Origin of the sequence: Shewanella halifaxensis HAW-EB4 (genome assembly GCF_000019185.1) — a bacterium.
Classification (GTDB): Bacteria; Pseudomonadota; Gammaproteobacteria; order Enterobacterales; family Shewanellaceae; genus Shewanella; species Shewanella halifaxensis.
On sequence record NC_010334.1, the window covers coordinates 4,584,043 to 4,604,217 of the forward strand.

Below are 20,175 nucleotides of genomic sequence, written 5' to 3' on the forward strand. Positions count from 1 at the left end.
AATATTAAGGACGACAACAAGGTACTTAGTACCTTTGAGCAACCATAAAAAATGAACATTTGTAAAACACGTTTTGTGTACAAATAAGGGAACGCCGCAATAGTAAGGAAGAGTTAATACCTCACCTCCCCCCCCTATGGCTGTTAATACCACCCTTGATAACTATTTGATGTAGAGCCAACGCCCGCGCTTTTAGTATTTTGATTGCATTCCTTACATAAAAGCTGAAGATTTGTGACATCATTAAAGCCGTAATTAGCAAGTGCAACCATATGATCATAGTTTTCGAGGTTATTAATATTTAATTTACCAGATAAGTCTTTATCGCAAAGAACACACCTTCCTCGATCTCTGAAGTACACAGCTCTTTTAGCCCACTGGGGAATATGACAACGCTTATTTTTACACCGAGTAGTCAGTAGATCATTCAAATGAACATGAACACTTACATCACTAGCTTGCATCTCAAGGCTATCAGCCATAATTTGATTAAAATTAAGTAAAAGCTCTCTATTAAGAAATAATAGATAGAAAACTTCTTCCACCGTCTGCGTGATTAAGTCTTCATAGTACTGGGAAGCAAGTAACCAATCATAATAAGCATCCTCTATAAATACATCTTTTAAAGAACACAGCTCTTTTAGATGCTCTTTAAATAGCTGATACTTTATACCGTGATACTCGAAAGCTTTTTCTATTGGAAGTAAACCACTACTCCTGTAATCAAAGTTATCAAAATCAATTTTATTTGAATTCTCGGAATAAATGGTTTCGACTACGAATGTAATAAAGCTATGGAAAACGGACTGCTTTGGGAACTTATCAATTAAACTAAAAACTCGCCCATCACCGTAGAAGTCATTTAACTCTACAGCATAGGTAAAAGAGTCATTCAATACATTGTTGATTACATTGCAAAAATAATAAGTCTCATAAAATCGAGCGTTAAGTTGCATTCCTTCTTCCTTTAAAAAACAAACTTACTTTTATCTTGCTACCTATAAACAAAAAGGCTACCGTTGGGGTCAACATTGGTGTCAACACGGTAGCCTTAACTTATTGTTTTATATGACTGTTAAGTCATGGGCAATAATTACATCATGCCGCCCATACCGCCCATTCCACCCATACCGCCCATGCCGCCCATATCAGCAGCATCTTCTTTAACGTCAGCTACCATACATTCAGTTGTGATCATTAGACCAGCAATTGAAGAAGCGAACTGTAGCGCGCTACGGGTTACTTTAGTTGGGTCTAGGATACCCATCTCTAGCATGTCGCCGTATGTATCGTTACCCGCGTTGTAACCGTAGTTACCGGTGCCGTTCTTAACGTTGTTAGCAACAACTGAACCTTCTTCACCCGCGTTGGTAGCGATTTGACGTAGTGGCGCTTCCATAGCACGTAGTGCAATGATCACACCGTGCTTCTGGTCTTCGTTAAGTACTTCAACTTCGCCGATTTTGCTTGCAACGCGTACTAGTGCAACACCACCACCAGCAACGACACCTTCTTCAACCGCTGCGCGAGTTGCGTGTAGTGCGTCTTCTACGCGTGCTTTCTTTTCTTTCATTTCAACTTCAGTTGCTGCGCCAACCTTGATTACGGCTACGCCACCAGCAAGTTTAGCCATACGCTCTTGAAGCTTTTCTTTGTCGTAGTCTGATGTTGATTCTTCAGCTTGGATCTTGATCTGTGCAACACGCGCTTTGATCTGAGTCTCTTCGCCGTTACCGTCGATGATAGTCGTGTCATCTTTAGTGATAATAACGCGCTTAGCCGTACCTAGATCTTCTAGGGTCGCTTTTTCTAGCTCTAGGCCAATCTCTTCAGCAATAACAGTTCCGCCAGTTAGGATAGCGATGTCTTGTAGCATTGCCTTACGACGGTCACCAAAGCCTGGCGCCTTAACAGCTGCAACTTTAACGATGCCGCGCATGTTGTTTACTACTAGGGTTGCTAGTGCTTCACCTTCAACGTCTTCTGCAACGATAAGCAGTGGCTTACCTGTTTTAGCTAGACCTTCAAGGATTGGTAGCAATTCACGGATGTTTGATACTTTCTTGTCTACTAGAAGGATGAATGGGCTTTCTAGTTCAACGCTGCCAGTTTCTGGCTTGTTAATGAAGTATGGAGATAGGTAACCGCGGTCGAACTGCATACCTTCAACTACGTCTAGCTCATTTTCTAGTGCTTGACCTTCTTCAACGGTGATAACGCCTTCTTTACCCACGCGCTCCATCGCCGTTGCGATGATTTCACCAATTGACTCGTCAGAGTTAGCAGAGATAGTACCTACTTGAGCGATAGCTTTAGTATCAGAACACTCTTGAGACAGGTTTTTAAGCTCGGCAACTGCAGCGATTACCGCTTTGTCGATACCGCGCTTAAGATCCATTGGGTTCATACCAGCTGCAACAGCTTTTAGGCCTTCAGTAACGATTGCTTGCGCAAGTACTGTAGCAGTAGTAGTACCGTCACCGGCTGCATCATTGGCTTTAGAAGCAACTTCTTTAACCATTTGTGCGCCCATGTTTTCGAACTTGTCTTCTAGCTCGATCTCTTTAGCTACTGACACGCCATCTTTAGTGATAAGCGGAGCACCGAAGCTCTTGTCTAGTACTACGTTACGACCTTTGGGGCCCAAGGTAACTTTAACTGCGTTAGCTAGAACGTTTACGCCTGCAAGCATTTTTACGCGTGCGTCATTACCAAATAATACTTCTTTAGCTGCCATCTTTAATATCCTTTCAATTCTTTTTAGCCGTGGTTACACAGTTGCGCCAACAACGGCATTAATGATTTGTATGTTACAAGAGTAAGGGATTAACCTACTACAGCCATTAGATCTGATTCAGATAGGATCAGAACTTCTTCACCATCAATCTTCTCTTTCTTCACGCCGTAACCTTCGTTGAAGATGACGATATCGCCAACTTTAACGTCTAAAGGCATTACGTTACCGTTTTCAAGAATGCGTCCATTGCCTACAGCAAGAACTTCACCACGGCTAGATTGTTCAGCAGCACTACCTGTTAGTACGATACCACCAGCTGACTTTGATTCAACTTCTGAACGCTTAACAATGACACGATCATGTAATGGACGAATGTTCATCGATGGATGCTCCTATTATTTTTGTGTGCCTAAATATTTTTCAGGCGAGTAAAGTTAGTAACGACTTCGCTTGGTTTCGTCTTGGTGAAAGCCAAAACTGCCGCTTGATGTTCGATACATGGGGGTGAATGTCAGCAGTTCCAAGGCCTATTTACAAAATAAATCCGTTTTTTTTAACTGCGCCGAATAAAATTTGCGGCATTCCTGATAGAATCGCTCTCCGAGCAAAGACTAGGCAAGACTTCCCCATGAGAGACAGACACGGGCTGCTAACTCAGCCAATTGGTCGTGTACTGCTAAATATGAGCCTTCCAAACCTGATTGGTATCTTAACCATTCTCGGGTTCAGCCTCGTTGACACTTTTTTTATCAGCCAGTTAGGCACCGAATCCCTCGCGGCCATCAGTTTTACCTTTCCTGTGACCCTGATTATTTCCAGCATTGCGATTGGCATTGGCGCTGGGGTATCAACCAATTTGGGTCGTTTAATTGGCGGCGGCCACGCAGACAAGGCCAAGGTATTTTTGCACGACGCCTTGATGCTGACCTTCTTACTGATAGCCTTTATCGCCCTGCTGGGCAGTTTATGTATCGACCCGTTATTTAGCCTGCTAGGCGCCAACGACTCAAGCCTGCCGCTTATTCATGACTATATGTTTATCTGGTATCTCGGCGCACCATTGCTAGTGCTGCTGATGGTGGGTAACCAAGGCCTACGCGCCACGGGCGATACCAAGTCTCCAGCCAAGATAATGATGCTGGCAGCACTAATTAACCTTATTCTCGACCCGCTACTTATTTTTGGTATTGGGCCTTTCCCGCGTTTAGAGATTGAAGGCGCGGCGATTGCCACGGTGATCTCTTGGGTGGTGGCGCTGTCACTGTCGACCCATCTACTGATTTTTAAACGTCACTTAGTCGACTTTGTTGAGCCCAATCTTGAGCGCCTCAAGTGCAACTGGAAGCAGCTGGCACATATTGCCCAGCCTGCGGCGATGATGAACCTACTTAACCCTCTCGCCAACGCGATAATTATGGCGATGCTGGCGCGTATCGATCATAGCGCTGTGGCGGCCTTCGGTGCTGGAACGCGGCTAGAGTCGGTGATGCTGATTGTAGTAATGGCACTATCATCGAGTCTAGTGCCGTTTGTGGCGCAAAACCTTGGCGCGGGGCAAACATTAAGGGCACGTAGCGCGCTGATGTTGTCACTTAAATTCGTATTACTGTTTCAAACCTTGTTGTATCTGCCGCTGCTGTTTTTGGCCAAGCCGTTAGCAGAGCTATTTAGTAACGACCCGCAGGTGGTTGAGTGGCTCACCTTTTATATCTTGGTGATGCCAGCAGCCTATGGTCCATTAGGGATTGTGATTTTAGTCGCGACCACGCTTAACGCCTACCATAGACCCATGAGCTCGCTGATATTGAATATATGCCGATTGTTTTTGATCATGTTGCCGCTGGCGGCATTGGGCTCCTACTTAGGAGGTGTAAAAGGCCTCCTCTTGGCACTACCTATCACTAATGCCATTATGGGCATCGTCTGTTATATTCTGGCAACACGGATCTCCGAGCCAGATAAGACGCCGATTGTGGTGAGCCAGTCTTAAATCAGGTTTATTTTCAGCTACAATTGCTCAATCAAAAACGCTAGGGAGCAGCACTATGCACGCCGTCGATCAAATCTTTAATGATGAAGACTTCTCAGACCAAGACTTGCAAGATGCCCACTTCGAGCGCTGCAGCTTCTACCACTGCCGCTTTAACCATGCTGATCTCACCGATGCGCAGTTTATTCAGTGTAAGTTTGTTGTGCCCGGTGACGACAGCGGCTGCGACTTTAGCTATGCCACCTTAACTAGCGCCAGCTTTAAGCACTGTAATCTCAGTATGGCTTTGTTTAAGGGCGCGCGCTGTTATGGCCTTGAGCTGCGCGAATCTAACCTACAAGGCAGCGACTTTAGCCGTGCCAGCTTTGCTAACTACATCACGGCAAAGAGCTATTTCTGCTCGGCGTATATTACTGCCTGCAACTTAGCTTATGCAGATTTGAATGGAGCGTTACTGGAGGAGTGCGAGCTATTCGATAACCGTTGGCGCGGCGCTAACCTAACTGGTGCATCGCTGAAAGGCAGCGATCTAAGCGGCGGTGAGTTTTCCCCTGAGCAATGGGGCAGCTTCGAGCTTAAGGGCGCTAATCTGACTCGGGTTGAGCTCGAGGGCTTAGATCCGCGCATCGTAGCGCTCGATGGCGTAATGATAAACCAGTGGCAGCAGGAGCAACTGCTCGCGCCACTTGGGCTGATTGTGACGGCTGATTAAGCAAGCGACTTTCTATTTAAAATTTGTCCAACATCAAGCTATCGGCTATCAATTGTCCAAAAGCCACTCCTCGGGGCAGCGACACTAGAGTAACCCGCAACCACGACTATACTTAAAAAAACAACAAACTTAGGCTCGCGAATGCGATGCCTTGCCAAAGGAGGTCCCTATGACCGCCCTAAAAGTCGTACTGCTGACCGCGATAGTATTTTTGGTGTTCTTTTTAGGCCTAACCCCTAATGTCAGCTTTAAACATCAAGTGCTGCCCATATTCCAAGAATCTTGTATCGAATGTCATTCCGCTAGCGGAGAGGGGGTTGAGCGTACAGGACTCGCCCTAAATAGTTATGCCAATCTGATGCGAGGTACCAAGAATGGTCCTGTGATTGTGGCAGGTAGCCCTGCATCGAGTACCCTGTATCTGGCTATTGACCATCAGCTCGACTCCTCTATCCAGATGCCACCCCATCATGACGATCATTTAAGCCAAGGTACTAGCAAGCCATTAACCAGCGAACAGATTAAAGTGATTAAAGAGTGGATTGAGGAAGGCGCTGTGGACAATTAATAAATGCTCCACCTACTGAAGCAGGCACTTTAGGACTGAAAACAAAAACCGCGAGCCTAACTAGGCTCGCGGTTGAATTCTGTCTCGACGGCAGACTATCTTGGCTAGCTATATCATTGACTTGATAGCACCACGGATCTTGACCTCCTTATCACAACGACCGCTGCCGCTCTGCATACACTCCTCCATAGCATTCATCATGTAGTCGATAAAACGCTGGCTCGCTAAACTAATAAAACGTCTCGATGGATAAACTAAGAAACACTTGCCCTCGTAGGGCTCGACATCTTCAAACAACATCTCTAGTTCACCGCTTTCAATATGCTCTTTAGCAAAAGGAAGCGGCATCATGGAGATCCCCCGCCCCATCAAGGTCGCTTCTAAACAGGTGGCGAGGCTGTTAACACACAGGTTGCCCTTAACCGACAGGGTTCTGTCTTTACCAAAGGGCACATCGTTAAAAATCCGCCCATTAGGGTAACGGAACAAAATGGAGTTGTGCTGGGGTAACTCATCAGGACTCGTTGGACGCCCCGCTTTTGCTAGGTACTCTGGACTGGCAAAGAAGTGCACGGTTTCGCTAATGATATGCCGCGCCACCATCTCATTTTCATTGAAGGCATCTTCGAGCATAAAGGCCAAGTCTATGTTATTACGGATCATATCTTGCGGCTCTGTGCTGACAATAATCTCTACCGTCAACTCAGGATGCAAATCCATAAACTCAAAAATAGCATGAGTAATATGGGTCAGCTCTGGCACCGGAAAGATCAAAATGCGCAGATGGCCTGTAACTTCAGACTCCTCACCACTGAGCTCAGACAGAGTCTGCTCCAGTGTCGCTAACATAGAGGTGGTTTTATCATAGAAATGGCTACCCGAAGCCGTCAAAGTCATCGCCCGACTCTGACGATGAAACAACTTCACGCCAAGTTCATCCTCGAGAGCCTGCAGACGTCGACTCAAGGTGGATTTTGGCAAATTGAGTATATCTGCCGCCTCGACTAAACTGCCAGTTTCGACAATTCGATGGAACAGGGCAATATCTTCGGTTTTCATCTAAAAATCCTCTCATTTCCAACCCGCTGACTACTCGCTATTATCACTTTGTTCACACTTGTGACACCAAAGCAAGTAAAAGTAGTTTCACTTTTCGGAACTGATAGTTCCATATAATTCCATTTTACTCAACACTGAGGCCTGCTATCTTTGCTCTCTCTAAATATTTGCCCCTGTTATATGGAATTTGCGCTATGAAAAGCCTGACAACTTCAGTTTCACTACTCCTTTTAGCCGTACTCGTTTCAGGTTGTAATGCAGAGTCTAGCGAAGTTGCCCCTGCTAGCATACGACCAGTTAAACTGCTGGAGATCACCGATATCAATGCCGGTTCACTGCGCACCTTCCCCGCTAAAGTCGCCGCCACTAAACAAGCGGAGCTTGCCTTTAGGCTGTCGGGACACCTAGTGGAATTTAACTTAGTTGAGGGGCAGCAGGTTAAAAAGGCAATGGTGTTGGCGCGCTTAGATAGACGCGATGCTCAAAATACCCTACTTAACCGTGAAGCCGATTATGAGTTAGCCAAAGCCGACTTTAAGCGCAAAGGTGAACTGCTGCGCCGCGAGCTAATCTCACAGGCGGAATACGACTTGGCCTCTGCGCAGTTAAAGTCGTCGAAAGCCAATCTTGCTAGCGCGCAAGATCAGCTTAGCTATACCGAGTTGACCGCCCCTTATGACGGTACTGTGGCTAAGATTTCCATCGATAACTACCAGATGGTGCAGGCAAACCAACCAGTTCTGGTGCTGCAAAAAGACAGCGATATAGATATCGTCATCCAAGTGCCCGAGTCTCTAGCGAGCAAAGTCACTCAATTTAATCCAAACGCAGTCACTCAACCTGTGGTGCGATTTGCTAACGATCCAAGCGTTGCTTATCCGGTACTGCTAAAAGAGCATGCCACCCAAGTGACACCAGGCACTCAAAGCTATGAGGTGGTGTTTACTCTAGCCCGTCCAAGCAATATGACGGTACTGCCGGGAATGAGCGCCGAACTCACCATGGATATTGCACAGCAAAAGTCCCAAGCGCTAACGGCAATTCTCCCTCCAAGCGCCATCAGCAAACGCGACCAAGATGGCCTGAGCGTGGTTTGGGCCTTTGACAGCAAACTTGGCAAAGTTAAGCAGCAGATAGTGACACTAGGTAAGGTCACTACCGATGGCATTGAGATTGTCGATGGCATCGAGGTGGGTGACAAAGTGGTGGTTGCGGGTGTGCAGTACCTGTCTGAAGGGCTTGAAGTTAAACCACTACGTTGGCAGCGAGGCGTGTAATCGATATCCGTTAGTCTGCTCCGTTAACTTACTCAATCAAAGTGCCCTGTTCTCGCCGCTTTTTTATTGGTCAAAACTCGGATGTTTTAACCATGTCTTACAAGAGATGTAATTGATGAATTTTGCTGAATATTCCATAACCCACAAAGTCATTAGCTGGATGTTTGCCCTACTACTGCTCATTGGCGGCACAGTCTCATTCTTTAGCTTAGGCCAGCTGGAGTTCCCCGAATTTACCATTAAGCAGGCCCTAGTGGTCACCACCTACCCTGGCGCTTCACCTGAACAGGTGGAAGAGGAAGTGACTTTGCCACTTGAGGATGCATTGCAGCAACTCGATGGTATCAAGCATATCACCTCGGTCAACAGCGCGGGTCTGTCGCAGATAGAGATCGAGATCAAAGAGAATTATGATGCCAGCGAACTGCCTCAAGTGTGGGATGAAGTGCGCCGCAAGGTTAACGACAAGGCGGTAGAGCTACCGCCAGGCGTGCATACTCCATCGGTTATTGATGACTTTGGTGATGTTTATGGCATCTTGCTCAATGTCAGCGGTGATGGCTACAGCGACCGTGAGCTGCAAAATTACGCCGACTTTTTACGCCGTGAACTCGTGCTGGTTGATGGCATCAAGAAGGTCACCATAGCGGGGGGCGTCAATGAGCAGGTGGTGGTTGAGATCTCCCAGCAAAAACTCAACGCCTTAGGCTTAGATCAAAACTATATCTATGGCCTTATCAACAGCCAAAACGTGGTGTCTAATGCGGGCAGCATGTTGGTTGGCGATAACCGCATCCGTATTCATCCAACGGGTGAGTTTGATAACGTGCGGCAGATGGAGCGTCTACTGATCAGCCCACCGGGCAGCCCTAAGCTTATCTATTTAGGCGATATTGCTAAGATCTATAAAGGCAGCGAAGAAACCCCGTCGAACATCTATCACACGGATGGCAAGCAAGCGCTGTCTATCGGCATCGCCTTCTCTAGCGGTGTAAATGTGGTTAAGGTTGGCGAGGCCGTCAACCAGCGTATGAGTGAGCTTTATAGTGAGCTACCTATCGGCATGACACTGAATACCGTTTACGATCAAAGCAAGATGGTAGACCAGACGGTCAATGGCTTTCTGGTTAACTTGGCCGAGTCAGTTGCGATCGTTATTGGAGTACTACTTATCTTTATGGGCGTTCGTTCTGGCCTATTAATGGGGTTAGTGCTGCTACTGACGATCCTCGGTACCTTTATCGTGATGAATGTGCTTAATATTGAGCTACAGATCATCTCGCTCGGCGCATTGATCATCGCTCTGGGTATGCTGGTCGATAACGCGATCGTGGTGACCGAGGGGATCTTGATCGGCATTAAGCGAGGCCAGACTCGCTTAGAAACTGCCAAGCAGGTGGTCTCGCAAACACAGTGGCCGCTGCTTGGCGCCACCATTATCGCCATCATCGCCTTTGCGCCTATTGGTTTGTCTGATAACGCCACAGGTGAGTTTTGTGCTTCTTTATTCCAAGTATTACTTATCTCACTATTTATCAGCTGGATCACTGCGATGACGCTAACACCGTTCTTCTGCAACCTGATGTTTAAAGATGGAGTAATCTCGGAAGATGAGAATGACGACCCGTATAAAGGTTGGTTATTTGCTATTTATCGCCAGAGTTTAAACCTTGCCATGCGCTTTAGAAGCCTAACCCTGATTTTGGTTATTGCAGCACTTGTATCGTCAGTGATCGGTTTTGGCCACGTAAAGAACGTATTCTTCCCTGCATCAAACACGCCGATATTCTTTGTTGATGTGTGGATGCCTGAAGGCTCAGATATCAAGGCGACCGAGAGGCTACTAAGCCGAATTGAAGCCGATCTTCTACAGCAACAAAAGGAACAAGATACAGGCCTTGTTAATTTGACGACGGTTATTGGCCAAGGCGCCCAGCGGTTCGTACTCTCTTATGTGCCAGAGAAAGGCTACAAAGCTTATGGCCAGATCTTGCTAGAGATGACAGATCTTACCACTCTCAACCAATATATGCGGGTGCTTGAGCGAGAGCTAAGCCTTAAATTTCCTGAAGCCGAGTATCGCTTCAAATATATGGAAAATGGCCCAAGCCCTGCGGCAAAAATTGAGGCCCGTTTCTATGGCGAAGATCCTCAGGTATTGCGTCAACTGGCGGTGCAAGCTGAAGATATATTAAAGGCGGAACCAACGGCCGTTGGCGTAAGACACAACTGGCGCAATCAAGTGACCTTAGTGCGACCACAACTGGCACAGGCTCAAGCCCGTGAGACTGGGATCAGTAAACAAGATCTCGATAACGCCCTACTGACTAACTTTAGCGGTAAACAGATCGGCACCTATCGCGAGAATAGTCACCTGTTACCGATCATTGCCCGTGCACCTGACGAGGAGCGGCTCGATGCCCAGAGCATCTGGAAACTGCAGGTATGGAGCAGTGACAACCATACCTTTGTACCTGTCACTCAGGTGGTGTCTGACTTTAGCACTGAATGGGAAGATCCTTTGATCATGCGCCGAGATCGCAAGCGAGTGATCTCAGTACTTGCCGATCCGCTCAACGGCACGAGGGAAACCGCCGACTCGGTATTTAGAAAAGTGAAAGCCGATATCGAAGCGATCCCACTCCCTGCAGGTTACGAGCTTGAATGGGGCGGTGAGTATGAAACCTCAATGGAGGCGCAGGAGTCGGTATTTAGCTCTATTCCGCTAGGCTACTTGGCGATGTTCATAATCACTGTGCTGCTGTTTAACTCAGTCAGGCAGCCTTTGGTGATTTGGTTTACCGTGCCGTTAGCGCTGATTGGTGTGGTATCAGGCTTACTGATATTCGATGCGCCCTTTAGCTTTATGGCGCTATTAGGACTACTGAGCTTAACCGGTATGATCATCAAGAACGGCATCGTGTTAGTGGATCAGATAAACCTTGAACTGTCATCTGGTAAAGAGGCCTATCAGGCCGTTGTCGACTCAGCCGTAAGCCGTGTCAGACCAGTGTTAATGGCGGCTATTACGACGATGCTAGGCATGCTGCCATTGATCTCAGATGCGTTTTTTGGATCGATGGCAATCACGATTATTTTCGGTTTAGGTTTTGCCTCTGTATTGACCTTGATCGTTTTGCCGGTGACCTACACCTTAGCGTTCAGAATTGCTTACCCTGGTAACAAGCACTGATATAAGGAGGTCGATGCTTAAGGCACTTAAATCATATCAGTAATATCAACCCTAAAAATGCTTCCCGGCCCCCTAACTTAATGTAAAAGGTTAAGTTAGGGTTTTCTTCCCCCTTAAACACAAGCTCGGCTCGACGGCTCTAACTCAATATTAAACTAATGCTCCTTTCTCCACCCTCTAAACAAAAATTTATGGGTATTCCCTAAAGAGGACTGTTACTGTAGTTCAATGAGTTACCCACTGGGCCATAAAATGAATCACTTCTGTCGCAACAAGATTGCCAGCTGCATGCTCGCACTCAGTTCACTGCTAGCAACCCAAGCCTTGGCAAATGAAGCGACTCAATCTGAAGAATATGCCATTGGTGTGATGGTCAAATCTCTCGGTAGTGCGATAAAACAGCCATCGGACGAGTCTCTCATCACCATAACGCAGTATGGTACTGACAGCCGCTATTACGTGATGGTTAGAGGCTGGTTAGTGCAGGAGTTACAGGGAGTGAAGAGCCAGCTAGCAGCCTATCGCTCAGATGACTTGGATAACAGCCATGATGCGCACAAAGCCAAACTGCAGCAGAGGGTCGACTTCCTTAAACAAGCAATCCGCCGTATCGATCTCGAATGATCTCGCATTCCACTCTAGTTAAACTGTTTCACTTGGATTAAAGCTATGACGAATAACACATGAAAACATCTGTAAAGGCAGCACTGCTGTCAGCCTTTGTCTGCCCTGGCAGTGGCCATTTTTATCTCAAGAAAAACACAACCGGTAAGTTGCTACTTATCACCACAGTGATGACACTGTGCTTTCTACTCTGGCATGCTTATCAGCGTGCTCAAGTGATCTCGCAGCAGATCTTAAATGGTGAAATTCCACTGCAACTCGATGCCATCTATAGTGCCGTGACACAAGCGCCAGTAGGTAACGAAGCCCTCTATATTAATATCGCGACCATGGGCTTTATTGCCGCATGGGTCATTGGCATTATCGACTCTTATCGCTTGGGTAAGCAGGCCGATGACGCAGAACTTAAGCAGTAATTTATACACAGGCTTAGACACTAAGGTTAATATTGACACTAATACTGGTACTAATACTGGCATTGGCGTTAATCTCACTTAAGCTTCAGCCACAAAAAAGGGCTACTCGTCGGTAGCCCTCTTCTCTATCTTTTCACTTCTAATCTAAATCTAACGATTACAGACTTCCGTCGAGCAACGCCTCTGTTTTAGAAAAGTCATGCTGACTCGAAGGGTGAGTGTGCTTAACTGGCTCAACATAGGGATTTTTAGAAAAATTATAGTCACTCGTCGCAGCTAACGTCTTTGAAAAATCATGACGCGTTGAGACTCGTTGAATATTATTCGGCTGCTCTGCAGCAGAGATATTTTTAGAAAAGTCATAGTCAGCACGTGCTGCTACTGTCTTTGAGAAATCAGGTCTTTCAGCCAATACTGAGGTAGAAATACAGCTAATCGCTACTGTTAAGGCTACGCTGGTTAACTTTTTCATATACAACTCCAATCTTATTTGCCCACATTCGATTAACAAACAGTCTACTTTACTTGTTTGTTTTAGAGAACAAAAAAGGGACAAATATTGCATTTTGATACAAATGAAACATAAAAAACTCAATATTAAAGCAGCATTTATACGATTGGAGGTTTCATAACTATTTGAAGCAAAGCACTTTTTACTGACCAAGCAGGTGATTCTATTTTGTCAGTTGTTATGTCCTGATTTAACAACAAACTGATATTGGAGTCCAACCCCGCAGTACATTGACTGTGAGTTGTGCAGTGACCAGAGGACAACATTTGGCAACTTGCTTCACAAAGTGACGCACTCACCTGCTCGCCAAACTCAGCCACCAAACTAAATAAGTGATTGCTAAATAAACTTGAATCAATCTGAGTCGCGCTAGCATCGGTTACAGATCCACTACTATCGGCAATGCTCAACTCACTATTGAGCAAAATTGCAGATTGTTGCAGAGGCTCTTGTAGATGAACCTGACCCAGCCGATGTAACTGATCAGGCAGCGCCATCGCTGGAGTAAGCAGAAACTGCCCCAGTAAGGAAAAGAGTAATACCCAATGGGCGAAACGTCTGGCCATCAATGTACCAATTTTGTCACAAACAAAATGAAATCTACTCTGTAGACAAAGAGATAACGATATAGTTTCAATGACAAATAAATTTTTAAGATAAAAAAAGCGCGAATATTCGCGCTTTTGATATCGATTAATCCACTAATAAAATACAGAGATCAAATCGGCGATCCCGGCGGCAACGTCAACGGCTTAGTGATTAACTTAGCCTTAGCATCGGTTAGGCCCTTTTCAACACCTTGCTGCAGCCATGCAAAGTGCGCCGCTTCATAAGCGCTCACACGCTTAACTTTACGTTTTAGCTGCTTAATCGTATAAGCCAAACGCTCAGCCAGTTGTGCTTTCACTTCTGGGCGGGTTTTATCGTCATGATAAGCCTTAAGCAAGCTATCGAGCGTGACAGCATTGACTCGCATCCACACGCCTAACTCATGTCCGGTAGGAATATCGCTAAACAGGGTTGCGGCAAGCACTTTGTCGGTGAGTTTAGTCACCGATAACTGCTCTTTATCACTCAAATAGGCTTGATTGACACGGTTGAGACGCTCAGGTGTGTAGATCTGTGACACGGTTAAGCGACTGAGTACTTCAGCCATGCCCACTGGATCGGTAATCACTCCAAGACCGGAATCGAAGCTCTCACGGGTGTTATAATAGTTGCCCGCCTTTGGCACTAATAGCTCTTGCAGCTTCTCATCGATAATCAACACATCTGGCGACAGGCTTGCTAACAGGGCCTCAAGCGCCTGCTGCTGAATGGCAGGGGCAATATAGTGCCACGTGTTGCCATCGACACCATCGCTATAGCTGTAGGTGGTGCCACCGATCATCTTCGCCGCTGCGGCGATCTGAAAACGCGTCAGCAGGTAGATAGGTACAAATGCATCTTGAAGCTCGCCTTGGGGCTGTTCTGCAAGTAACGCTTCGGCAGAGAAATCACTAATAGCCTTGGCGCGCACCTGTGAAAGTCGGGTCAGTTCGGCCACAGGATCGTTGCCGTTATCCCAAAGGCTAGCATAAGCATTACTGGCTCCAGCGCTGCGAGAATCAGCCTCACCAATATATCTCAGGCCTTGTTTAGCCACATCATCACGCAGCTTAGCGAGGCCTTGCGCTTCCTCTTCTGCTGCCCCGTACTCACCATAGCCATAGGCCACGGTATATAGATCCCAAGCACCAATGCCTTCATCGTAAGGTTTGCTGATATCAATTTTATCACCATTGAGAGTTACCATTGGATGCGGGTAGTCCATCACCGAGGCGTTGTTATTACTCGATGAGGAGAAGTTATGATCCAGCCCTAATGTGTGGCCAACTTCATGGGCAGAGAGCTGGCGAATACGCGCTAGCGCCAGCGCCATCGAAGCGTCATCGGCTGCGGCTCTGTCTTCCCAGCCAGCCGTTAAGCCCCGAGCAATAAGGTGATCTTGTCGTACGCGCTGACTGCCTAAGGTGACATGACCTTTGATGATCTCGCCGGTACGAGGATCGGTAACCGCCGATCCATAGGACCAGCCTCGAGTTGCACGATGCACCCACTGGATCATGTTATAACGCACATCCTGTGGGTCGGCGTCTTCTGGCAGTAACTCGACCTTGAAGCCATTGATAAAGCCAGCATGGGTAAACGCATCTTCCCACCAGCTTGCCCCTTCTAGCAGCGCGGTTCTAATCGGCTCGGGTACGCCAGGATCGAGATAATAAGTAATTGGCTTAACCACTTGGCTTGGCGCCGAGCCTGGGGTGACTTTTTCTAAGCGGTGACGAAGAAGAAAACGCTGGCGAATATCTTCATCGACACGGGTACCATAATCTAAGTACTCATCAGATAGATAACCGCTTAAAGGGTGATAAGCGCGTGCTTGGTAGCCCTCTTCTGGCAGCGCGATAAATGAATAACGCAGGCGCACCGATAGATGTTTAGCATCAGGGGTTACCTGAGCAACATAGTTCCCCTCTTTGGCGGCATCGAAGGTCAGTAGCACATCGATATCACTATTGCGCTCAAAGGATTTAACCCCTTCCGGCAAAATAAGTGACTTAGTCTTGTCTAGGTTGTAACTGCCCTGCTTGGTTTGTTCCAGTACGTCACTGATCCCATGTAGATCGTTAACCACTAAGTCGTTGATCGCGACTAGATTACGCTTCCCGGTAACCAGCTTGCCACGCCATAACACTGACTCAGCAAAGGCTTCTTTGACGGCGCGCTGTTCGGCAGCGCTGTCCGTATCGGCACGGTAAGCCGTGTTAAGCTGCTTTAGAATAAGATAGGGACCATGGCGCTCAAATTGCACCATACGGGTACGTCCCAATTGACCGCGATCGAGCCCGATATCGTTTGAGCCAACACCATGGGGTAGACTGGTTAGCATCAAAAAGGGTTGGTTAAGTTTATTCGCTTCGAGGTAGAGTTCCCCTGAAGACTTCTCATAGAACAGATTGATGAAACCTGTCGCTGCCTGACTTTTTTTAATCAATGTTGCGGTGTTTGTGGTGGCAGCCACAGCACTGGTCATAGGTACAACGGCGAGTGCCATTGCCAGCGCAAGCTTGTAGGGTCTCATTCGATCTCCTTGATCCTTGTTGGTCGCTATCGTACTCAGTTAGATACAATAGTCTTTATTGTTATTATTAATATTGTTGAATAGCTTAATAAATAGGCTTGCACTTTAGCAAGCCTATCTTGATCTATTTGAGTAACAATCACTTAAGCGACTATCTTTATAGCATCAGGGTTTATAGCATCCGGCTTAGGACTTTCTGCCACATACGCCAATCCAATGACTTAACGTCTCAAATAGCTCGGTAAGCACTATCGGCTTAGTGATGTGGGCATTCATCCCCGCCGCTAGACTCTTCTCTCTGTCACCAGACATGGCATGAGCCGTCATCGCAATCACCGGCAGCTCTTCGGTCGAGTAGCGTTTGCGTAGCTCTTTGGTCGCCGTAAGACCGTCCATCACCGGCATCTGAATATCCATCAATACCGCGTCATATTGAGTCTTGTCGATCATATCCAAGGCTATCTGACCATTTTCGGCGACATCAACCGTATAACCCGCACTCTTAAGTAACTCGGTAGCCACTTGCTGGTTAATAAAATTGTCTTCAACCAATAACACGTAACCGCTATCTTTATCAGCCACCTCTTCCACACTCTCGGGCAGTGGGTTTAAACTTGGCTCGTCGGCAAACGCAGAGATGACCTCATCAAATAGCGCTGAGGCTTTAAATGGCTTTTGCAATAAGGCATAAACATTAGCCTGCTCGACATCTTTGTGCATCGGCTCGGCAGTGTAGGCCGTCATCATGATGATGATGGGTCGCTTCTCCAATCGGCCATCGGCCACCATGGCATCGATCTGCTTGATAACTTCGATACCATCCATTTCAGGCATCATCCAGTCAAGCAATAACAGATCGACAGGATTCTTACCTAGCTTATATAAGCCTTCAGGGCCACTAGCAGCAGTGTCAACATTAAAATGAAAATCACGTAATACGCTCGAGTAGATCTGCAGCGCAGTTGGATTATCATCGATAACTAAGGTCTTTAGATGACCTAAGGTTTCCGGCACCACAAGCGGCAAGACCTCAGCCTCTTCGGCAATCTCAAAGCTAATGGTAAAGCTAAAGGTACTACCCACCCCCATTTCACTTTCAACCTGCATGGTGCCGCCCATCATAGACACTAGATGCTTACTGATAGAGAGTCCAAGACCGGTACCACCATACTTACGGGTGGTAGAACCATCGGCTTGGGCAAAGGCATCAAACAGGGTCGCTTGTTGCTCTTTACTAATACCAATACCGGTATCTCGCACCCAGAATTTAAGGGTGATGCGGTGATCGCGCTCCCCCACATCTTCACAGCCGAGCTCAATCTCACCGGATTGAGTGAACTTCACCGCATTAGACAACATATTAATCAGGACCTGCCCTAAACGCAGGGGGTCACCTTCAAGAATGAGCCCCGCTGTAACAGGGGCATACAGCAGTAATTCGACTCCCTTCTCCTGCGCCTTCAGAGCATTAATATCCAGTGCATGATCAAGCACCTTATCCAGCGGGAAGCCGATACGCTCAAGCTCTAACTTACCCGCTTCAATCTTGGAGAAATCCAAGATATCGTTGATGATCCGCAGCAAAGAGTGCGCCGAGAAACCCGCTTTCTCAAGGTAGTCTTTTTGCTGCGGCGTCAAAGAGGTGCGCTGCGCTAGCTGCAACATACCAATAATGGCATTCATCCGCGTGCGAATTTCATGACTCATATTAGCCAAGAATTCACTCTTATATAGGTTGGCCATCTCAGCATCTTGCTTGGCTTCGAGCATCGCCACTTCATTACGTTTATGGCGGGTAATATCTTTGTGAGTACCCACCATACGTTTAGGCTGCTTTTTCGGGGTGAATTCCACCACACGTCCACGAGACAATAACCAGTGATATTCACCATTCTTGCCTAGCATTCTAAATTCGATATCGTAGGCACCGACTGGATTAGCAAGATATTGCTCTCGATACTCTTCCACACGAATGCGATCGTCCGGATGAATAAGCTCGTCGATAGTACTCACTAATGCGGGGAATTCGTTGACCTTATAACCCAGCATTGAATAGTAGGCAGGGTTACAGATAATCTGCTCCGAGTCTAAATACCAATCCCATAGACCATCTTCTACCGCATCCATGGCTAAGTGGTAACGCTCCTCCGATAGACGTAATTGCTCCGCCGACTCATATTCACGCGTCACATCACGCCACACGGCAATCAGACCTAACAGCTCACCACGGCGGTTATAGAAAGGTATTTTTAAGGTGTCGAGTAGCACAGGCTTACCAGCAAGCTCGACCTTCTCTTGATAACGAAGTGGCGTTCTATCGGTCAGTACCCGTTCATCTTCTGCGCGAATACGCAACGACTGTTCATCGGGTGCCAGTGCATCAGAGAACTGGCCGATCATTTCACTCTCGCTAAAGCCCAGCATACGCTCAGCAGATTTATTACAACCTAGATAACGCCCCTCTTTGTCTTTAAACACAATCGCTTCAGGGATCGAGTCGAGCAGTGAACGCAGTAAAGCGTATTCTTGCTCGCGGCGCTCGGTGGTATCTTTAAGTCGCTCGGTGCGCTGCGCCACCAGCTTATCGAGCCGCCGGTTTTGCTCCGCCAAGTGCCGGGTATATTGTTTGTTCTCTTCAAAAATCCGACTCACCAACTGGAACCAAGGCGCCCAGCCAACGGTTATTTTTTCCGGAGGCTTGATAGGTTCTGCCGAACACTCCTCTAAGTGAGTCAGCAATCGAGAAGCGGGATTAACGAATGACCGGCGAGTCTGCCAGTGCACTATGGTCACCAAAATCGATAGCGCTAAGACAACCAGCACGAATGTCATCTCCAGCTTTTCCCATGAATCTTTAAACAGGTCGTCGACATCTTGCAGATACAGTAAGCGCCATGGCGCATTATGTAGCGCAACCGAATGAATATAATAGCCGTTACGAATAATACCTTCGTGAGCATCGAACAGCTCAGACTCTGGGATAGAGTGCAGCTCCGATGGGATCTTCTGGCTGATATGATAAACACGGTTAATATCTGAATTGTCGATGTCGCTGTGGGTCAAAATATTATTGTTTTGATCCAGTAAGATCACCGTACCTGGCATTTTAAAATAGAGCCGGATCTGTTTTCTCAGTGACGCCAGCGTCATATCTAGGTTGATCGAACCGATAAACTCATCTTCGAGGTAAATTGGCACCCCTAATGTGGTTAATAAGCCTTTACCTGTAGGCTCCACATAGGCGGGACTCCAGGCCACACTGCGCTGAGGGTTGTTAGCTGGGGTCACTAACTGAAACTGTTTCTTATTTAGCAGCTCATCACGAAAGCGCTGCTCATCCGATGGCCACGGAAAATAAGACATGATACGGCGCTTGGAGATGTAATAGATAGAAGAAGCCTTGGGGGCGGCTTCATTGGCAACAGGGAAAGAAAGGGATAACTCGAACAACATCTCAAGTTCTTGATAGAACTTATCGCTACGACCGTTTAATGAACCAGCGCCAGTGATACGCCCCATATTGGTAAACGGCTTGCCGCTTTTGGCATAGCTTGGCTCTAGGGTAAAGAACTGGCCACTCTCGTTAAACTTTTCGTATTGAGGCAGTCGGTCCTTACGTACTAACTCCCCTAAGCGTAAATGGTCTACCGCAACATTACGTAAGCTCTTAACCGCACGAATACTCGATTCCAGCAGTAAGTCGACCTGTAGCACATGCCGCTCGACTAACTCTTCCGTTTGCTCTATGAGCTGGGCCTTTTGTCCGTCAAATGACACCCAAGCGGTTGCCAAAGCCATGATGATTACGCCGATATAGGTGTAAAAAACCGCTCTGTTATAGTTTTTCTGAATCGTTGACTTTAGCTGAAGAGTCGGCTCAATCCGTTTCATTTACAACCCTTGATATACTCTCTCGAGATTATTCAAAATGCGCACCATCCCTAAGACAGAACTTTGGGGTTAA

Annotated in this window: 15 protein-coding genes; 7 read left to right on the plus strand and 8 right to left on the minus strand. The window is 47.0% G+C overall.

From position 1 onward, the window contains the following. Nucleotides 1-143: 143 nt before the first annotated feature. The 3 genes from SHAL_RS19515 to SHAL_RS19525 all read right to left on the minus strand — a co-directional run bounded on the left by SHAL_RS19515 (nt 144) and on the right by SHAL_RS19525 (nt 3,117). Complete coding sequence (locus SHAL_RS19515; RefSeq protein ID WP_012278833.1) at nt 144-956, minus strand: HNH endonuclease; 813 nt, start codon at nt 954-956, stop codon at nt 144-146. Between the two features lie 137 nt (nt 957-1,093). After that, nucleotides 1,094-2,737: a chaperonin GroEL gene (gene groL, locus SHAL_RS19520; protein ID WP_012278834.1), complete on the minus strand. Its 1,644-nt coding sequence runs from the start codon at nt 2,735-2,737 to the stop codon at nt 1,094-1,096. Nucleotides 2,738-2,826: 89 nt separating this feature from the next. After that, complete coding sequence (locus SHAL_RS19525) at nt 2,827-3,117, minus strand: co-chaperone GroES (RefSeq protein ID WP_012278835.1); 291 nt, start codon at nt 3,115-3,117, stop codon at nt 2,827-2,829. 248 nt (nt 3,118-3,365) lie between these two features. Between SHAL_RS19525 and SHAL_RS19530 the strand changes: the two genes are divergently transcribed. From SHAL_RS19530 to SHAL_RS19540, 3 genes are all read left to right on the plus strand, one after another. Next, nucleotides 3,366-4,727: an MATE family efflux transporter gene (locus SHAL_RS19530; protein ID WP_012278836.1), complete on the plus strand. Its 1,362-nt coding sequence runs from the start codon at nt 3,366-3,368 to the stop codon at nt 4,725-4,727. 55 nt (nt 4,728-4,782) lie between these two features. Then, nucleotides 4,783-5,439 (plus strand): Qnr family pentapeptide repeat protein, encoded by a 657-nt coding sequence (locus SHAL_RS19535; protein WP_012278837.1) that lies wholly within the window; start codon nt 4,783-4,785, stop codon nt 5,437-5,439. A gap of 169 nt (nt 5,440-5,608) precedes the next feature. Next, entirely contained in the window at nt 5,609-6,007 is a 399-nt protein-coding gene (locus SHAL_RS19540; RefSeq protein WP_012278838.1) for a c-type cytochrome domain-containing protein, read from the plus strand. A gap of 108 nt (nt 6,008-6,115) precedes the next feature. On the opposite strand, the gene SHAL_RS19545 is transcribed toward SHAL_RS19540, so the two are convergent. Then, nucleotides 6,116-7,066, minus strand: coding sequence for a LysR family transcriptional regulator (locus tag SHAL_RS19545; RefSeq protein ID WP_012278839.1), 951 nt, complete (start codon nt 7,064-7,066; stop codon nt 6,116-6,118). Between the two features lie 194 nt (nt 7,067-7,260). On the opposite strand from SHAL_RS19545, the gene SHAL_RS19550 reads away from it, so the two are divergent. The 4 genes from SHAL_RS19550 to SHAL_RS19565 all read left to right on the plus strand — a co-directional run bounded on the left by SHAL_RS19550 (nt 7,261) and on the right by SHAL_RS19565 (nt 12,576). Beyond that, entirely contained in the window at nt 7,261-8,343 is a 1,083-nt protein-coding gene (locus SHAL_RS19550) for an efflux RND transporter periplasmic adaptor subunit (RefSeq protein WP_012278840.1), read from the plus strand. A 115-nt stretch (nt 8,344-8,458) separates the two neighbouring features. After that, nucleotides 8,459-11,536 (plus strand): efflux RND transporter permease subunit, encoded by a 3,078-nt coding sequence (locus SHAL_RS19555; protein WP_012278841.1) that lies wholly within the window; start codon nt 8,459-8,461, stop codon nt 11,534-11,536. A 228-nt stretch (nt 11,537-11,764) separates the two neighbouring features. Next, nucleotides 11,765-12,160: a hypothetical protein gene (locus SHAL_RS19560; RefSeq protein ID WP_012278842.1), complete on the plus strand. Its 396-nt coding sequence runs from the start codon at nt 11,765-11,767 to the stop codon at nt 12,158-12,160. Between the two features lie 59 nt (nt 12,161-12,219). Further along, nucleotides 12,220-12,576: a DUF6677 family protein gene (locus SHAL_RS19565; protein WP_012278843.1), complete on the plus strand. Its 357-nt coding sequence runs from the start codon at nt 12,220-12,222 to the stop codon at nt 12,574-12,576. 157 nt (nt 12,577-12,733) lie between these two features. Here the strand turns inward: SHAL_RS19565 and SHAL_RS19570 are convergent, their stop codons facing one another. The 4 genes from SHAL_RS19570 to SHAL_RS19585 all read right to left on the minus strand — a co-directional run bounded on the left by SHAL_RS19570 (nt 12,734) and on the right by SHAL_RS19585 (nt 20,102). Beyond that, nucleotides 12,734-13,048, minus strand: a complete 315-nt coding sequence (locus SHAL_RS19570; RefSeq protein ID WP_041416133.1) for a hypothetical protein — start codon at nt 13,046-13,048, stop codon at nt 12,734-12,736. A gap of 137 nt (nt 13,049-13,185) precedes the next feature. Next, the gene (locus SHAL_RS19575) at nt 13,186-13,653 is read right to left on the minus strand and encodes a hypothetical protein (RefSeq protein ID WP_041416134.1); all 468 of its coding nucleotides are present in this window, start codon (nt 13,651-13,653) and stop codon (nt 13,186-13,188) included. A 152-nt stretch (nt 13,654-13,805) separates the two neighbouring features. Further along, nucleotides 13,806-16,211, minus strand: coding sequence for a zinc-dependent metalloprotease (locus SHAL_RS19580; RefSeq protein ID WP_012278846.1), 2,406 nt, complete (start codon nt 16,209-16,211; stop codon nt 13,806-13,808). 186 nt (nt 16,212-16,397) lie between these two features. Further along, nucleotides 16,398-20,102, minus strand: a complete 3,705-nt coding sequence (locus SHAL_RS19585; protein ID WP_041416135.1) for a response regulator — start codon at nt 20,100-20,102, stop codon at nt 16,398-16,400. Nucleotides 20,103-20,175: the final 73 nt, after the last annotated feature.

Excerpts from the sequence above, each read along its gene's own strand:
- SHAL_RS19565 (WP_012278843.1), top strand. The coding sequence starts at position 12,220 with ATGAAAACATCTGTAAAGGCAGCACTGCTGTCAGCCTTTGTCTGCCCT.
- SHAL_RS19545 (WP_012278839.1), bottom strand. The coding sequence starts at position 7,066 with ATGAAAACCGAAGATATTGCCCTGTTCCATCGAATTGTCGAAACTGGC.
- groL (WP_012278834.1), bottom strand. The coding sequence starts at position 2,737 with ATGGCAGCTAAAGAAGTATTATTTGGTAATGACGCACGCGTAAAAATG.
- SHAL_RS19555 (WP_012278841.1), top strand. The coding sequence starts at position 8,459 with ATGAATTTTGCTGAATATTCCATAACCCACAAAGTCATTAGCTGGATG.
- SHAL_RS19575 (WP_041416134.1), bottom strand. The coding sequence starts at position 13,653 with ATGGCCAGACGTTTCGCCCATTGGGTATTACTCTTTTCCTTACTGGGG.
- SHAL_RS19560 (WP_012278842.1), top strand. The coding sequence starts at position 11,765 with ATGAGTTACCCACTGGGCCATAAAATGAATCACTTCTGTCGCAACAAG.
- SHAL_RS19585 (WP_041416135.1), bottom strand. The coding sequence starts at position 20,102 with ATGAAACGGATTGAGCCGACTCTTCAGCTAAAGTCAACGATTCAGAAA.
- SHAL_RS19530 (WP_012278836.1), top strand. The coding sequence starts at position 3,366 with ATGAGAGACAGACACGGGCTGCTAACTCAGCCAATTGGTCGTGTACTG.
- SHAL_RS19535 (WP_012278837.1), top strand. The coding sequence starts at position 4,783 with ATGCACGCCGTCGATCAAATCTTTAATGATGAAGACTTCTCAGACCAA.
- SHAL_RS19550 (WP_012278840.1), top strand. The coding sequence starts at position 7,261 with ATGAAAAGCCTGACAACTTCAGTTTCACTACTCCTTTTAGCCGTACTC.
- SHAL_RS19540 (WP_012278838.1), top strand. The coding sequence starts at position 5,609 with ATGACCGCCCTAAAAGTCGTACTGCTGACCGCGATAGTATTTTTGGTG.
- SHAL_RS19580 (WP_012278846.1), bottom strand. The coding sequence starts at position 16,211 with ATGAGACCCTACAAGCTTGCGCTGGCAATGGCACTCGCCGTTGTACCT.
- SHAL_RS19525 (WP_012278835.1), bottom strand. The coding sequence starts at position 3,117 with ATGAACATTCGTCCATTACATGATCGTGTCATTGTTAAGCGTTCAGAA.
- SHAL_RS19570 (WP_041416133.1), bottom strand. The coding sequence starts at position 13,048 with ATGAAAAAGTTAACCAGCGTAGCCTTAACAGTAGCGATTAGCTGTATT.
- SHAL_RS19515 (WP_012278833.1), bottom strand. The coding sequence starts at position 956 with ATGCAACTTAACGCTCGATTTTATGAGACTTATTATTTTTGCAATGTA.